The sequence below is a fragment of the Azonexus sp. IMCC34839 genome (assembly GCF_047047955.1).
Classification (GTDB): Bacteria; Pseudomonadota; Gammaproteobacteria; order Burkholderiales; family Rhodocyclaceae; genus Azonexus.
The window spans coordinates 2,428,186-2,444,486 of sequence record NZ_CP150631.1 but is presented as its reverse complement, the minus strand read 5'-3'; the positions used below and the strand labels follow the sequence as shown (position 1 = coordinate 2,444,486).

10 protein-coding genes are annotated in these 16,301 nt (G+C 59.5%); 7 read left to right on the top strand and 3 right to left on the bottom strand.

Annotation, left to right across the window (positions count from 1 at the left end):
• Positions 1–25 precede the first annotated feature (25 nt).
• Positions 26–1,648, bottom strand: coding sequence for an ABC-F family ATPase (locus WIF35_RS11925; protein WP_412478435.1), 1,623 nt, complete (start codon positions 1,646–1,648; stop codon positions 26–28).
• Between the two features lie 129 nt (positions 1,649–1,777).
• Between WIF35_RS11925 and WIF35_RS11920 the strand changes: the two genes are divergently transcribed.
• The 7 genes from WIF35_RS11920 to WIF35_RS11890 all read left to right on the top strand — a co-directional run bounded on the left by WIF35_RS11920 (position 1,778) and on the right by WIF35_RS11890 (position 12,725).
• Positions 1,778–2,911 carry a response regulator gene (locus WIF35_RS11920; protein WP_412478434.1) on the top strand — a complete coding sequence of 378 codons (1,134 nt, stop codon included), beginning with the start codon at positions 1,778–1,780 and terminating at the stop codon, positions 2,909–2,911.
• A 67-nt stretch (positions 2,912–2,978) separates the two neighbouring features.
• Complete coding sequence (gshA, locus tag WIF35_RS11915) at positions 2,979–4,265, top strand: glutamate--cysteine ligase (protein ID WP_412478433.1); 1,287 nt, start codon at positions 2,979–2,981, stop codon at positions 4,263–4,265.
• A 5-nt stretch (positions 4,266–4,270) separates the two neighbouring features.
• Positions 4,271–5,281, top strand: coding sequence for a glutathione synthase (gene gshB, locus WIF35_RS11910; protein ID WP_412478432.1), 1,011 nt, complete (start codon positions 4,271–4,273; stop codon positions 5,279–5,281).
• On the top strand, positions 5,266–6,294 hold the full coding sequence (locus tag WIF35_RS11905) for an FAD:protein FMN transferase (RefSeq protein ID WP_412478431.1): 1,029 nt from the start codon (positions 5,266–5,268) through the stop codon (positions 6,292–6,294). Before gshB ends, WIF35_RS11905 begins: the two co-directional genes overlap by 16 nt.
• A 114-nt stretch (positions 6,295–6,408) precedes the next feature.
• Positions 6,409–10,716, top strand: coding sequence for a response regulator (locus WIF35_RS11900; RefSeq protein WP_412478430.1), 4,308 nt, complete (start codon positions 6,409–6,411; stop codon positions 10,714–10,716).
• A gap of 25 nt (positions 10,717–10,741) precedes the next feature.
• Positions 10,742–11,878 carry an HD-GYP domain-containing protein gene (locus tag WIF35_RS11895; RefSeq protein ID WP_412478429.1) on the top strand — a complete coding sequence of 379 codons (1,137 nt, stop codon included), beginning with the start codon at positions 10,742–10,744 and terminating at the stop codon, positions 11,876–11,878.
• A gap of 19 nt (positions 11,879–11,897) precedes the next feature.
• Positions 11,898–12,725 (top strand): SIR2 family NAD-dependent protein deacylase, encoded by an 828-nt coding sequence (locus WIF35_RS11890; RefSeq protein WP_412478428.1) that lies wholly within the window; start codon positions 11,898–11,900, stop codon positions 12,723–12,725.
• Between the two features lie 3 nt (positions 12,726–12,728).
• On the opposite strand, the gene dtd is transcribed toward WIF35_RS11890, so the two are convergent.
• Both dtd and WIF35_RS11880 read right to left on the bottom strand, forming a co-directional pair.
• Complete coding sequence (gene dtd / locus WIF35_RS11885) at positions 12,729–13,181, bottom strand: D-aminoacyl-tRNA deacylase (protein WP_412478427.1); 453 nt, start codon at positions 13,179–13,181, stop codon at positions 12,729–12,731.
• A gap of 11 nt (positions 13,182–13,192) precedes the next feature.
• Positions 13,193–16,285, bottom strand: a complete 3,093-nt coding sequence (locus tag WIF35_RS11880) for a response regulator (protein ID WP_412478426.1) — start codon at positions 16,283–16,285, stop codon at positions 13,193–13,195.
• Between the last annotated feature and the right edge of the window lie 16 nt (positions 16,286–16,301).

Here is a 16,301-nt window from a genome sequence, read left to right as displayed (position 1 = left end):
GCACCCTGAGGCGCCGGAAAAGCGCTTACTCGACGCCTTGCGATGCCAGGTAATCCTCGTAGCCGCCCAGATAATCGACGATCCTGCCGTCGCCCTTGACCTCGAACACGCGCGTTGCCAGCGAGGACACGAACTCGCGGTCGTGCGAAACGAAAATCAGCGTGCCGGGGAATTTTTCCAGGCCGCTGTTGAGCGCTTCGATGGATTCCATATCGAGGTGGTTGGTCGGCTCGTCGAGCACCAGCACGTTCGGCTTTTGCAGCATCAGCTTGCCGAACAGCATGCGGCCCTGCTCGCCACCGGAGATGACGTTGACCGGCTTTTTCTGCTCCTCGCCGGAGAAGAGGAGACGCCCCAGAGTGCCGCGCACCAGGGTTTCGAGGTCGCCGCCCTCTTCGATGGAAGCCCGGGCGTAGCCGACGATCCAATCGGTCAGGCTCTGCGTGCCGGCGAATTCGGCGCTGTGGTCCTGGGCGTAATAACCCGGCGTGGCCTTCTCGGCCCATTTGATGGTGCCGTAAGACGGCTGCAACTCGCCCATCAGCAGCTTCAGGAAAGTCGTTTTACCGACGCCGTTTTCACCGATCACAGCGATTTTCTCGCCGCCGTTGATGGTGATGGTCAAGTTGTCGAAAATCTTCTTGTCGCTGCCCGGGTAGGCAAAGCTCAGGTTCTCGATTTCGACCGCCTGGCGGTGCAGCTTCTGCTTCTCGTCGTAATCGAAACGAATCCACGGGTACTGGCGCGACGACGGTTTGACGTCTTCCGGCTTCAGCTTGTCGATCAGTTTGAGACGGCTGGTCGCCTGCTTGGCCTTGGAGGCGTTGGCCGAGAAGCGGCGAACGAAGGTCTGCAGTTCGGCGATGCGTTCCTTGGCCTTGGCGTTGGCCTGCGACTGGCGTTCGCGGGCTTGCTGGGCGGCTTCCATGAAGTCGTCGTAGTTGCCGGCGTAGGTGGTGATCTTGCCGTAGTCCAGGTCGGCCATGTGGGTGCACACCTGGTTCAGGAAGTGACGGTCGTGGGAGATGATGATCATCGTCGAGTCACGGCCGTTCAACACGTCTTCCAGCCAGCGGATGGTGTTGATGTCGAGGTTGTTGGTCGGTTCGTCGAGCAGCAGGATGTCCGGGTTGGCGAACAGCGCCTGGCAGAGCAGCACACGCAGCTTCCAGCCGGGCGCAACTTCGCTCATCGGGCCGTTGTGCTGTTCGGTCGGGATGCCGACGCCGAGCAGCAGTTCGCCGGCGCGCGATTCGGCGGTGTAACCGTCGTATTCGCCTACCTTGCCTTCGAGCTCGGCGGCACGCATGTAGTCATCTTCCGTCGCCTCAGGATTGGCGTAGATCGCATCGCGTTCCTGGATGGCCGACCACAGTTCCTCGTGGCCCATCATCACAACGTCGAGCACACGCATGTCTTCGTAGGCGAACTGGTCCTGCTTGAGGTAGGCCATGCGCTCATGCACGTCCTTCGAGACGTTGCCGGCCGAGGGTTCAAGCGCGCCGCACAGGATCTTCATGAAGGTGGACTTGCCGGCGCCGTTGGCCCCGATCAAGCCGTAGCGATAGCCTTCGCCGAACTTGACGTTGACGTTTTCAAACAGGGGCTTGACCCCGAACTGCATGGTGATATTGGCGGCGACGAGCACTTGGGTTCCGATCCGTGGGGAATGCTGTAAAACAAAGAGGGCGAATTCTACCTTTTTTCAAGCACTTGCGCTCAAAGCAATGGACATTTTTGGGATTTTTGGCACAATTGAAAGACGAGGAGGAGTACGATGGAAAACGCTATCCCTATCGCAATCGTCGAAGACAATCCGCCGCAACGAATGATCCTGCAGCGCCTGCTTGAGGGCGATTACCAGGTCAGCCTGTTCGCCAGCGGCGAGGAGTTTCTCGAGTGCAGCGACACCTTCGCCGCCGTATTGCTCGATATCGAAATGCCGGGTTTAAGCGGTTACGACACCTGCCGCCGGTTCCGCGAACGCTCCACCGAGAAAGACATCCCTGTCATCTTCGTCTCGGCCCACGATACCGCGCCAGAACGCATGGCCGCCTATGAGGCCGGAGGCGACGATTTCCTGACCAAGCCGATTGCCGCCCACGAGTTGCGCCACAAGCTCAGCGGCATCATCGAACACCGGCAACGCCTGCGCGAACTTGCGCTGCAATCCTCCAATGCCCAGCAAGTCGCCTTCGCCGCGATGACCAGCATGGGCGACCTGGGAGTGGTCATCGAATTCATGCGCAAATCGGCCCTGGCCAATTCGCACAGCGCGGTCGCCGCCCGTTTGATTGCCGCGATGAACGCCTGGGGCCTGCGCGGTGCCGTCCAGGTACGCTCCAGCACCGAGCAGATCAGCCTGACCCCTGAAGGACCGATGTCGCCGATGCAAACTTCGATACTCGAAAACATGCGTGGCATGGGCAGGATTTTCGAACTAGGCTCGCGCGCCGTGATCAATTACGAGCGTGTCTCGCTACTCATCGAGAACCTGCCTGTGGACGATCCGGAAAAGGTCGGCCGCCTGCGCGACAACCTGACGATCCTCGCTGAGAGCGCAGACATGCGCATCATCGCCCTGGAAGCCATCATCGAACGAGACCTGCAACGCGTAGGAATCGAAGGGGCACTCGCCGAATTGAAAGGGGTCCTAGAACGCATTTCCACGACAGCAAAGAGAGGTCGTACCGAGAGCCAGAATCACCTGCTCGAATCGCTTGAACATCTGAGCCGCACGGTGGAGACCTTGGGACTGACGGAGATTCAGGTCACCTATCTGGATGACCTGATCCGCGAAGCCATCGACCAGACCCGCCACTACTTCGATGAAGTCGCCCACGGTGAGAGCGAATTCGCCGAAGTATTGGTCCGCCTGCAGCGCCTGGCCAACGCCGACTATCGGCTTTAGCCGCAATTTTGCCGGTGCGGTGTAAGATTTGCGGCCACAACAATAAACACCACTCAGAGTACAGCCCATGGTTCCGCACCTGACCACAGCCCTGACCGGTCCGCTCCTCGAACTCGAGCGGCGTTTCCTCGCCAGTAGCACGCAGATCGAACACTGGCTGCGCGGCCAGTGGCTCGAGCATACGCCGCCCTTCTACTCCTCCTGCGACCTGCGCAATTCCGGCTTCAAGCTGGCGCCGGTCGACACCAACCTCTTCCCCGGCGGCTTCAACAACCTGAACCCGGCCTTCCTGCCGCTCTGCGTGCAGGCGGCGATGAGCGCCATCGAGAAATTCTGCCCCGAGGCGCGCAGCCTGCTGCTGATTCCGGAAAACCACACGCGCAACCAGTTCTACCTGCAGAACGTCGCCCAGATCGCCGCTATCCTGAAGCAGACCGGGTTGAACGTACGCATCGGTACCCTGCTGCCGGAAATCGACAAACCGACGACGATCGACCTACCGAACGGCCAGCAGCTGCTGCTCGAACCGCTGGTCCGCACCCCGCACCGCCTGGGGCTGGACGGCTTCGACCCGTGCGCCATCCTGCTTAACAACGACCTGTCGGCCGGCATTCCGGACATCCTGAAGGGCCTCAACGAGCAGGTCGTCCTGCCACCGGTACACGCCGGCTGGGCGGTGCGCCGCAAATCCAACCATTTCGCCGCCTACGATCAGGTGGCCAACGATTTCGCCAAGGAGATCGGCATCGATCCCTGGCGCATCAACCCGGCCTTTTCGGTCTGCCGCAGCATCAATTTCCACGAGCGTCAGGGCGAGGAATGCCTGGCCGCCAACGTCGCCGCCGTGCTCGATCTGGTCAAGGAAAAATACCGCGAGTACGACATCGACGAAACCCCCTACGTCGTCGTCAAGGCCGATGCCGGCACCTACGGCATGGGCGTGATGACGGTGCGCGATGCCGACGAAGTGATCGCCCTGAACCGCAAGCAGCGCAACAAGATGAGCGTGGTCAAGGAAGGCCTTGAAGTGTCCGAGGTTCTGATCCAGGAAGGCGTCCATTCGTTCGAGACGCTGAACGAAGCCGTCGCGGAGCCGGTCATCTACATGATCGACCGCTATGTGGTCGGTGGCTTCTACCGCGTCCATACCGGCCGCGGCAAGGATGAGAACCTGAACGCCCCGGGCATGCACTTCGAGCCGCTGGCCTTCGACACGGGCTGCAACATGCCGGACTACCGCTGCGGCAACCCCGACTCCCCGCCCAACCGTTTCTACGCCTACGGCGTCGTCGGCCGCCTGGCCTGCCTCGCCGCCGCCATCGAACTCGAGCGCACGGCGCCCGAGGCCGACTGAGCCGCGTGCAGGCCAGCGAGTTTTTCCACGAAAGCCCGCGTGAGCGCCAGCTCAAGCTGGCCTTCGTGCTCGACCCGCTGGACGAACTGAAGGCCTGGAAGGATTCTTCCGTCGCCATGATGCGGGCGGCGGAAAAACACGGCCACGACGTTTACGCCATCGACAGCCGTAGCCTCGGCTACCGCACACCGGAAGCCGACCATCTCGGCGGCGTATTCGGCGAGGCCGTCGAATTGCACCTGCGGCCAGACGATCACGACTGGTACCGCGAAATCGGCCGCGACTGGAAGCCGCTGAAGCAATTCGACGCGGTGATCATGCGCAAGGACCCGCCCTTCGATTTCGAATACCTGACCGCCACCTGGTTGCTCGAACGGGCCGAAGCCGAGGGCGCCAAGGTATTCAACCGACCGCGCGCCCTGCGCGAGCATTCGGAAAAGCTGTCCATTCTGGAATTTGCCCATTTTGCCCCGTGCACCGCAGTCAGCCGCGACATGGGGCAACTACAGCACTTCATCGACGAGCAGCGCGACGTGATCCTGAAGCCGCTCGACGGGATGGGCGGTAGCCAGATCTTCCGTGTCCATCGCAACGACCCGAACCGCAACGTCATCCTGGAAACGCTGACCCAACTCGGCCAGCGCACCATCATGGCCCAGCGCTACCTGCCGGAGATCGTGCATGGCGACAAACGCATCCTGCTCATCGGTGGTAAGCCGGTGCCATGGTGTCTGGCGCGCATCCCGCCGGCAGGCGAAACGCGCGGTAACCTGGCGGTCGGCGGTACCGGCATTGCCCAGGAGCTATCGAAACGCGACCGCCAGATCGCCGAAGCCCTCGGCCCCACCTTACTGAAGCGTGGTCTGATGCTAGTTGGCATCGACGTCATCGGCGACCACCTGACCGAAATCAACGTCACCAGCCCGACCTGCATGGTCGAAATCCGCCAGCAGAGCGGCTTCGATCCGGCCGGCGCCTTCATCACCGCCATCGAACACGCATGCGGACTCTCCTGATCGCCGTTCTCTGCCTGGCCCTCGCCGCCTGTAGCCGTACCCCGCTGCAGGAACAACAGGCCTACGTGTTCGGCACCCGCGTCGAGGTCATCGTCGTCAGCGCCGAAGCCGAGCAAGGACGCAAGGCCATCGCTGCCGTGCTGCGCGAATTCGACCGCCTGCACCGTGCCTACCATGCCTGGCAGGAATCGGAGCTGACGGCGCTAAACGACGCCATCGCCGCCGGCAAGCCGCATACCGTCACCCCAGAACTAGCCGACTTCATCCGCGAAGCCCAAGCCTTCTCGCAGCAGGGCGACCACCTGTTCGACCCGGGCATCGGCGAGTTGATCAAGCTGTGGGGCTTCCAGGCCGATGAATTCGCGGCCAAGTTGCCCGACCCGGCTGCCATCAAGGCCTGGCTCGCCACCCATCCCTCGGTCGCCGACCTGAAAATCGACGGCACCACCGTGACCAGCCGCAACCGCCACGTCCGGCTCGATTTCGGCGGTTACCTGAAAGGCGTCGCGCTCGACCGCGCCGCTGCCATCCTGCGCCAGGACGGCATCCAGAATGCGCTGATCAACATCGGCGGCAACATCCTGGCGCTCGGCAGCAAGGAAGGGAAAAAATGGCGGGTCGGCATCCAGCATCCGCGCCAGCCCGGCCCGCTGGCCACCGTCACGCTGGACGACGGCGAGGCGATCGGCACCTCCGGCGACTACCAGCGCTTCTTCGAGCTCGACGGGCAACGCTACGCCCACCTGCTCGACCCGCGCACCGGCTACCCGGCCGATCACACCGAGGCCGTCACCGTGCTGATTCCCGCCGGTCCAAAAGCTGGCACCCTATCCGACGCCACCTCCAAGCCGATCTTCATCGCCGGTGCAGACGGCTGGCGCGACATGGCCCGCAAGATGGATGTCGGGCAGGTTCTCCGGGTCAATCGCGACGGGAAAATCTTCGCTACCGAAGCCCTGCGGCAACGTCTTGATTTCATCGGCCAAGCGCCAGAAATCACCATCGCCCCCTAAAACATGACATCCGTTTGACAGTACGCGGCCAGGGACGTATATCTTGGCGTTTTGTGGCGCTTGCTCGTCTTAGAAGCCAATGCCGTCAGCCGGGGGGATGCTGTGCTGCCAAAAATGTCCTTGAGAAACCCAGGCTTCGCCAACAGCCTGGTTTTACGCATCAGCCTCTTGTTGCTACTGGCGCTTGGCGCTTTCACCATTGGTCTCTACCTGCTGCTGGGGCGCCCGACGGTACAGCGGCTGGCCGAAAGCCAGATGCAGCTTGCCGCAGACCAACTCGAAAGTCGCCTCGAAGGCATGCTGCACGGGGTCGAGGTTACCATCCGCAGCAGCCAGGGCTGGGGAATGGACAATCGTCTGGATCATGCCGAGCTACTCCGTTTCAACGAGTATTATTTTCCCGTTCTGGCCAATCATGACCAAATCAGTTCGGTCATCTTCGCCCACGAATCGGGGCGCGAAATCCTCTTGCTGCTAGGACGTGATGGACGCTGGATAAACCGCATCACCAATCCGGACGCCTGGGGAAACAAGACCTACTGGATCACCTGGAACGCCCAACGTGAGATCGAATCCGTCGAAATGCGCGAGCGCGACTACGATGCCCGCAAACGTCCATGGTTTATCGGTGCCATGGCCTTGCCCGACAGCAATTCGATCCACTGGACCGAGCCTTACATCTTCTACACCACGCTCGAAGCCGGCATCACAGCCGCCATGCGCTGGCAGGGCAAGGATGGCTCAACCTATGTCATCGGACACGACGTCAAGCTGATCGACCTTGCCGAGCACACCTCCCGCTTATCTGTCGGCATTGAGGGCAAAGCCGCCCTCCTGCTCAAGGATGGGAAACTGCTCGCCCCCCCACGGGATATCCGTTATGCGGGCAAGCAAGGGATCAAGGAGGCTGTACTCAAGACCCCCGAGGAGTTGGGAATGTCTGAAATGGCTCAGGGGCTGCGTCTATGGCGGGAATCTCGCGATCAATCGCCGCAACTCCAGGCCTTTACCCAAAGCGATGGCGAGTGGTTCAGTCTATTCAAGCCGCTCGAGGGATCAGCCAAGCAGGTCATGATCGGCATCGTCGCACCAAAACGCGATTTCGTTCCAATCACCTCACAAGATGTCGGCGTTCTGATGTTGATTGCCATTTCAGCGCTTGCCCTGGGCATTGCCGTTGCACTGCGCATCGCACATCGCTTTGGTGCCCCGCTCGATGAACTGGCAGCAGCCAGTGACCGGATCGGCCACCTGGAATTGATCGAGCCGGTCGTCACCAGCGCCCCCTGGCTGGAAGTAAAACGCCTGGCCGGCACGCTGGAACGCATGCGGCAGCATCTCCTGCAGGCGCAGCAGAAACTGCGCCGGGTCAATTTGGATCTGGAAGAAAAGGTCGCCGCCCGTACCGAGGCATTACGCCAGAATCAGGATATCCTGCAGAAACGCGAGGCATTCTTCCGGGCTATTTTCGACAATGCGGCGGTCGGCATCGTCAGTTTCAATGCGGAGCAAAAGCCCATATTGGTCAATCGCGCCTATGCCGATTTCACGGGTTATCCGATCGATGTGCTACTGGCCAACCCGGAGGCCCAAACCGTTGCCCCCGAAGAGCGCAAGCGCCTGGAAAAGGCACTACAGGATATTGCTTCCGGCCAACGGAGCTTCCTGCGCAGCGAGTTCGAGTTCCTTGACCCTCAGGGCCATCCTCGCTTCGGCGACGTACAGATTGCCGGTGTCCGCAACGAACGCAATGAACTCGATTCGATTCTGGTCACCGTTCTCGACGTGACTGATCGACGCGAGGTCGAAATCGAATTGGTCCGGCAATTCAGCTTCATGCAGGCACTGATCGACACGATTCCCAATCCGATCTTCTATAAGGGCGCCGATACGCGTTTCCTCGGATGCAATCAGGCCTATGAGGATTTCTTCGGTATCCGGCGTTCCGAGTTCGTTGGCAAAAGGGTCCTCGACCTGGAGTATTTGCCGCAGGAAGCCCGAATAGCCTATCAGGCGGAAGACGAACGCGTCATCGCCGAATGCGGACGGGTCATGCGCGAAGTGCAGTTGCCATCGGCAGACGGCTCACTGCGCGACACCCTGTATTCGGTAACCGGATTCAGGGCGCCGGATGGAGAACCGGGCGGATTGATTGGGGTCATCGTCGATATCAGCGCGCAAAAGCAAGCCGAACGCGATGCGGAGGAGGCGCGCGGCATTGCCGAAAAGGCTGCAGCGGCCAAGGCCGACTTCCTGGCCAACATGAGCCACGAAATCCGCACGCCGATGAATGCGATCATCGGCATGACGCATCTGGCCCTGCAGACCGAGTTATCGGCACGACAGCGCAATTATCTGGGCAAGGTCGACAATGCGGCCCGAGGTTTGCTCGAAATCATCAACGACATTCTCGATTTCTCGAAAATCGAGGCTGGCATGATGCGTATCGAGAAAATCCCGTTCAGCCTCGACGCCAAGTTGAGGCATCTTGCCGACCTCTGTTCGATGAAAGCTTGCGAGCGGGGCCTGGAACTGGTTTTCGACGTCGCACCTGAAGTGCCGGACAACCTGATCGGTGATCCCTTGCGGCTTGGCCAGATCCTGCTCAATCTGGTGGGCAACGGCATCAAATTCACCGAGCACGGCGAAGTTACCGTCCGTGTGCGCTGCCTGAATCAAACTCCGGATCTTGCGGAGTTGCGTTTCGAAGTGAACGACAGCGGAATCGGCATGTCGGAGCAACAACAAGCGGACCTGTTCAAGGCCTTCTCCCAGGCCGATACCTCGACAACCCGGAAATATGGCGGTACCGGGCTCGGCCTCTCGATCAGCAAACGCCTCGTTGAACTGCTGGGCGGCAATATCTCGGTCCGTAGTGAAATAGGCGTCGGCAGCTCCTTCATCTTTGAATTGCCTTTCGCCCTGGCCGATGCCTCACCAATCGTTCGTGAACGGATGGGCCTGCCCAAGCAGTTGCAGACGCTGGTTGTCGACGACAGCCCCGGGGCACGCGAGGTGCTCTGCCATATGCTGGCCAGCCTGGGATTCGAATGTCTCTGCGCAGCCAGTGGTGCCGAGGCACTTGAACGTCTGCGCGAAGCAAAGGCTGCCAATTCGCCTTTCGGCCTGTTGATCGTCGATTGGAAAATGCCGGGGATGGATGGTATCGAGCTTTTGCGGTACGTCGGTTCGCAAATTGCGCCAGAACCCTGGCCAGCCATCATCATGACCTCGGCCTACGATCAGGAAGAGCTCGAAATGGCCTTGGGCGACCAAACCGATCTGATCGGCGCCATTCTGGCCAAACCCGCCACCGCCTCGTCACTCTTCGATGCCATCATGACTGCCTTGCACCGGGAGCGCCACGGCAACCAGAAACCCTCGCTGCAAAATTCCACTATTGAGGCTCTGCCTTCCGGAAAACTGGTTCTGCTCGTCGAAGACAACGAAGTCAATCGGGAACTGGCCGAAGAAATGCTCATCAATTTCGGGCTGCAAGTCGAGTCGGCCTCCAATGGAAAAGAAGCCCTGGAGTTGGTCGGGAAAAAGCAGTACGACCTCGTCCTAATGGATTGCCACATGCCAGTGATGGACGGCTATGAGGCCACCCGGCGTATCCGGGGCGACCTTAACATGGACAATTTACCTGTCATCGCCATGACCGCCAATGCCATGGCCGGCGACCGCGAACGCTGCCTGGCGGCCGGCATGAATGACCACATTGCCAAGCCGATCGACATTGCCCTGTTGCAGCAGACCTTGCTTCATTGGCTGAACGGTCGTGGGCTAACGCCACTGTCTCCGGTTCCGAGCAGCGAAACTAGCAATACGCACGGGGATATCGATACCCAGGCTGCACTGGCGCGCCTTGGTGGAAATCAGCAAAGCCTGGATCGCCTGATGCTTCGTTTTGGCGAAAACCAAGGAGACATCATCGAACGCCTGAGGATGGCACAACAAGCCGACAACCGTCAGGAGATGATTCTGCTCACCCATACCCTGCGCGGCCTGGCTGGCAACATCGGTGGCACCGCAGTTGCCAGAGCGGCCGGAGAGATCGAAACAGCACTGAAAAATGAGGTTCCGCTGGACAGCGGAGCATTGCAGGAGCTCCTGAGAAAACTCGAAGCCCCCTTGGCCAACTTGCTCAAGATGGCCAACGAGGCCGCTCAACCTGTTACGGTTCCCGACAACATCAAGCTTGAGGATCGGGAAAGTCTGTATAAAACCCTATCCCAATTGCAATCGCTTCTGGATAATGACGACGCAACTGCGGTACGCTGTTTCAATGAGATTTACCCTGCCTTGTTGGCCCTGTGCGAGCCGGAAAAGCTCCAGGAACTGAGAGGCCGGATTGAACGCTACGATTTTGAAGAGGCGAGTGCCTCGCTAACGGCTTTTATCGAGACATTGAAAAACTGAGCGCGACATGAGTAGCGGAGGAAGCATGTCACCCCTGATCCCCAAGCAAAGCATTCTCGTGGTGGACGACACCCCGGAGAATATCGATCTGCTAAGTGAAGTCCTCTGCGACGACTATCGCATCCGGGTCGCCACCTCCGGTGAAAAAGCCCTGAAGATCGTTTATTCGGACGATCCGCCCGATCTGATCCTGCTCGACATCATGATGCCCGGCCTCAGTGGCCTGGAAATCTGCCGCCGCCTGAAGACCAACCCCGACCGCCGACGCATCCCGATCATTTTCGTCACTGCGATGAGTAGCACAGAAGACGAGCGCATCGGGCTGGAAACCGGAGCTGTCGATTACATCACCAAGCCGATCAGCCCACCCATCGTCAAAGCCCGGGTGCGGACACATTTGGCACTCTACGATCAGTCGCGCGAACTTGAGCGCATGGTCCGTCAACGTACGCACGAGTTGATGACCACCCGCCAGCAGATCATCCGCCGTCTCGGTCGCGCCGCCGAATTCAAGGACAACGAAACCGGCAACCACGTACTGCGCATGAGCCATTACGCCCGACTGATCGCCGAACAGTACGGCCTGGGGCTGGAAGCGACGTCCATCCTGTTCAATACGGCACCAATGCACGATATCGGCAAGATCGGCATACCCGACTCCATCCTGCTCAAGCCGGGCAAACTGAATGCCGAGGAATGGAAGATCATGTATCAGCACCCGATCATGGGTGCAGAAATCATCGGCAAGCACGAGAACGACCTGCTGGAAACGGCCCGCATCATTGCGCTGACCCATCACGAGAAATGGGATGGTAGCGGCTATCCGCAGGGTTTGAAGGGTGAGTGCATTCCACTGGAAGGGAGAATCGTCGCCATCGCCGATGTCTTCGATGCTTTGGTCTCGGAACGCCCCTACAAAAAACCGGTGCCGCTCGACGAAGCACTGGCCTACATGGAAAGCCAAGCAGGGATTCACTTCGACCCGGCCCTAATGCAAGCCTTCAAGGCCGCACTGCCTGAAATCCTGCGTATCCGTGAAATCTACGCCGACGAGAACGGCTCGCTGACCGATCTTGAGTTCCATATTGCCGAAATCTACGACAACCGGGACAGCCCTGTCGGCTATCCGGAAGTACTGAAACACACGGGCGATTGCAACTGAGTTCGTTGCAACGGACTCGATGAGCCTCGATGCCGAACTGAGTCGGGCCGTCGATTGGATTGCCGCCGCCGATGGTTTGCTGGTCACCGCCGGTGCCGGCATGGGTATTGATTCCGGCTTACCCGATTTTCGTGGCCCAGGCGGTTTCTGGGCCGCCTACCCGGCGCTCGGCCGCGCCAGGATGGCCTTCGAGCGCATCGCCAACCCGGCAGCCTTCCAGACCGATCCGCAACTGGCTTGGGGCTTCTATGGCCACCGCTTGAAGCTATACCGGGAAACCCAACCTCACCCTGGCTTCGCACTGCTTCTCGAACTGGCCAGGAAAATGAAACACGGCATCTGGGTTTTCACCAGTAATGTCGATGGGCAGTTCCAAAAAGCAGGCTTTCCCGCCGATCGTATCTGCGAAGTCCATGGCTCGATTCATCATCTGCAATGCGTTTCCGCTTGCCGCGATGCCATCTGGTCAGCCGACGGTTTCATGCCCGACGTCGATAGCGAAGCCTGCCGGTTGCGCGGCGAACCGCCCATTTGCCCACATTGCGGCAGCCTGGCCCGCCCCAACATCCTGATGTTCGGCGACTGGGGCTGGGTCGAACGGCGCACAGCACTGCAGTTCCAGCGCCTGCAGCAATGGTTGTCTGCGGTGCACCGGCCGATTTGCCTGGAAATCGGCGCCGGTACCCACATCCCGACGGTGCGTCATTTCTCCGAAACGCATGGTGAACGGCTGATCCGCATCAATCCCGGCGAGCCAGAAGTGCCCGACGAGCAAAACGCGGTCGGGCTGTCTCTTGGCGGCTACGATGGCCTGCGCCGACTGGCCGAAGCCTGTGGCATCGGCTGAGTTCTATTCCGGATTCCGGGAATCGACGACCAGCGTCACCGGGCCATCGTTGATCAGGCTGACCTTCATGTCGGCACCGAAAACCCCGGTCGGCACTGGCCGACCCAAGCCCTCGCTCAGCTTGGCGACGAAGCATTCGAACAAAGGCTGAGAAATCTCGCCCGGCGCTGCGCGGCTCCACGACGGACGATTACCCTTCTTGACCGAGGCGTAGAGCGTGAATTGCGAAACGGCGAGAATGTCTCCGCCCGCATCCTGCACGCTCCGGTTCATCACGCCATCCTGGTCCGGAAAGACGCGCAGACGCAGAATCTTGCCGACCATCCACTCGATATCGCTGGCGGCATCAGTGGCTTCGAAGCCAACCAAAAGCAGCAGACCGGCCCCGATTTTTCCCGAAATTTGGCCGTGCACCGCAACACTGGCCTGCTCCACTCGCTGGAGGACAACTCGCATCTAATTTGCCTTCAATCCAAACGCTTCAATACCTTGATCAGGTTACTCACTTCACTGGCCAGCGATTCAATTTCCAGAGACAGGCCGTCCACACGTTGAATATTGGCCCGTCGTTCGATATCCGCCGCGATACGCGATGCCGGCATGGCGTGAAACGTGGCCAGCGCAGCCCGCAGATTATGTGCCGTACGCTCGATCAAGCCCGAGTCTTCTTGCGCCAGTCCCTCGTGCAGTTTGCCGAGATCGATCGGCCAGGTTTCGATGAACACCGGGGAGATGATCTCCACGGTTTCGCGATCGGCATCCAAGAGCGCTCTCGCGTAATCGAAATCCTCGGGCAAGGTTTCGAGCATTTCAATTTCGGCACCAAAACTCTGCAGTTTTTCAAAGAGTACGGCGGCCTTGATCGGTTTGGAAATGTAGTCGTCCATACCGGCCGCAAGGCAGGTCTCCCGATCCCCCTGCATCGCGGCCGCCGTCATGGCGATGATCGGCAACCTGGGCAGGCCCTCTTCCCTCTCGCGGCGACGGATCCACAGCGTCGACTCCACCCCGCCCATGACCGGCATCTGCATGTCCATCAAGACCAGATCGAACCTGCGGGCAGGAATCAGATTGATGCATTCCCGACCGTCACTGGCTAGGGTGACTCGGTGTCCCCACTTCTCCAGCAAGCCGATGGCCAGTTTCTGATTGACCGGATGATCCTCGACCAGCAGGATATGCAGCGAACGTTGCAGTTCGTTGACGGAATGACGTGTCACCACGGGCGTCGAGGCCGCCTCCCTGACCTTCTTCTCCAGGCCGAAGATGCGGCACAGGGCAGCAACCAGTTCTTCCGAAGAAATCGGTTTGGCGAAAAAGCCATGAATGCCGATCGCCCTGCAGCGTTCGGCGTCCCCGCGCAACGCACCGGACGAAAGCATCAGCATTGGCGGCGGATCATCCAAGCGGCTATTGATCCACTGGGCCAATTCGTAGCCATCAACCTCCGGCATGTGGGCATCGAGAATGATCCCATCAAAAACTTGCTCACCTGCCGCAAGTATCTGCCATGCGCTCTCGGCTCCATCAGCCAGCACCGCCTCGATTTCCCAGGTGGCCAGCATGCCGCCCAGCACCCGGCGGTTGGTTTCATTGTCATCGACAACCAGGATACGCCGCCCATGCAGGTCGACGAAGGGGTCCTGATGTGCAGTCTGGGGGAACTGGTCGATATCGAGCCGCATCGAGAAATAAAAGAGACTTCCCTTGCCAACCTCGCTCTCCAGCCACATACGGCCGTCCATCAACTCAACCAGTCGACGGGAAATCGACAGACCGAGGCCGGTTCCACCGTAGCGACGGGTCGTCGAGGTATCTTCCTGGGAAAAAGCTTCGAATATCTGGCCCTGCTTATCCTGGGCAATGCCAATTCCCGTATCGGCCACCGTGAAATGCAGTTCCGCCGTATTTTTCGTTTCGGAAAGCAGCGACACACGTACCGAAACTTCCCCGCGTTCGGTGAATTTGATCGCATTGCCCACGAGGTTGGTCAGTACCTGGCGCAGGCGTCCCGGATCACCCAGCACATAGTTCGGCACCCCGGGCAAAATCTCGAAAATCAGTTCCAGGCCCTTTTCGTGGGCCTTGAGCACGACCGTCTTCAAGGTATCGGCAACAACCCGATGCAAGTCGTACGAAATTTTCTCGATCTGCAGCTTCCCTGCCTCGATCTTCGAGAAATCGAGAATGTCGTTGATGATGGTCAGCAGCGAATCGGCGGACGATTTGACGATCATCAGGTATTCCCGCTGCTCGTCGCTCAGTTCGGTATCCAGCGCCAGATCCGTCATGCCGATCACCCCGTTCATCGGCGTGCGGATTTCATGGCTCATGTTGGCCAGAAACTCGCTTTTCGCCCGACTCGCCGCCTCGGCTGCATCCCTGGCCAGCATGACTTCCGCTTCGGCCCGCTTGCGCTCGGTAATGTCGATGATCACCCCGAGCAAGGCCTGTATCGAGCCATCCCGTCGCGTCAGGACGGCCTTGCGATAAATCGCGTCGTGGCGACGACCATCGCGGCTATGCACGACAGTCTCGTAGGACTGGACCCCGCCGTGAAGGAACAATTCTTTATCTTTTTCGATGTGCACCGCAGCATCTTCCTGCGATAGCAAATCGTGCAGCGTTTTTCCGATGAAACGCTCGCGCTGGGTATCGAAGAAGAGTTCAAAGGCGCGGTTCAGGCGCAGATATCGTCCCTGAGTATCTTTCAGGTAGACCGGCAGAGGAATGGCCTCAATCAGCTCCTCGACCAGATGCAACTGGTCGTTGACCTGATTTTCCATCAGCTTCCGATCCGTGATGTCGGTACGGATAGCGATGTATTGCTGTGGAATGCCGTGCTCGTCCAACATGGGAACGATCGTGGCACTCACCCAGTAAAGCTCCCCGGAGCGCTTGCGGTTGCAGACCTCTCCGTGCCAGACCTGGCCGCCGGAAATTGTCGACCACATCTCCTCATAGAATTCCGGCGGATGGTTACCGGACTTGACCACCCGATGCATCTGTCCAAGCAACTCGTCACGTGCATAGCCGCTGATCTCGCAGAAGCGATCGTTGGCATAGGTGATCCTGCCACTGGCATCGGTCATGCTGACGATCGCATGCTGGTCGAGGGCGAACTTCTGATTCGCCAGTTCCCGCTGGCTACTGGCATTGCTCGCTACCAGCTCGGTCAGTCTTTGTGACAGCGCAGACAAGTCTTCCTGTGCAATGGCCGTATCCGAGACATGGTCTGGCAGCAATTCCCTCACCGCCTCGCGCAAAGCGTGCAGCGCACCCTGACGCTCCTGCAAATCACACCTTAGCTTGTCGTTCGCCGCTGACAGTTCCTGGGAAGACAGATCGAGGCTACGTGTCTTCAGATCCAGGTCACGATCGAACTGATCATAGGTTTCGTCAACCCGGGCCAGAAAATCGCCCAGACCCGACAGACAACGGGATATTTCCGGATCGGTGGAGTGGTTGGTAGCCTGAAGTTTCTGCAGAAATGCGGCCAAAGACTCCTCATCGTCAATCCCCATGGAGCGACGTAGTTGTCTGAGGAGAACCTTTTTCATGGGTTAGCCCTGAGCA

Excerpts from the sequence above, each read along its gene's own strand:
- gshA (WP_412478433.1), top strand. The coding sequence starts at position 2,979 with ATGGTTCCGCACCTGACCACAGCCCTGACCGGTCCGCTCCTCGAACTC.
- WIF35_RS11880 (WP_412478426.1), bottom strand. The coding sequence starts at position 16,285 with ATGAAAAAGGTTCTCCTCAGACAACTACGTCGCTCCATGGGGATTGAC.
- WIF35_RS11905 (WP_412478431.1), top strand. The coding sequence starts at position 5,266 with ATGCGGACTCTCCTGATCGCCGTTCTCTGCCTGGCCCTCGCCGCCTGT.
- WIF35_RS11895 (WP_412478429.1), top strand. The coding sequence starts at position 10,742 with ATGTCACCCCTGATCCCCAAGCAAAGCATTCTCGTGGTGGACGACACC.
- WIF35_RS11920 (WP_412478434.1), top strand. The coding sequence starts at position 1,778 with ATGGAAAACGCTATCCCTATCGCAATCGTCGAAGACAATCCGCCGCAA.
- WIF35_RS11900 (WP_412478430.1), top strand. The coding sequence starts at position 6,409 with ATGTCCTTGAGAAACCCAGGCTTCGCCAACAGCCTGGTTTTACGCATC.
- dtd (WP_412478427.1), bottom strand. The coding sequence starts at position 13,181 with ATGCGAGTTGTCCTCCAGCGAGTGGAGCAGGCCAGTGTTGCGGTGCAC.
- WIF35_RS11890 (WP_412478428.1), top strand. The coding sequence starts at position 11,898 with ATGAGCCTCGATGCCGAACTGAGTCGGGCCGTCGATTGGATTGCCGCC.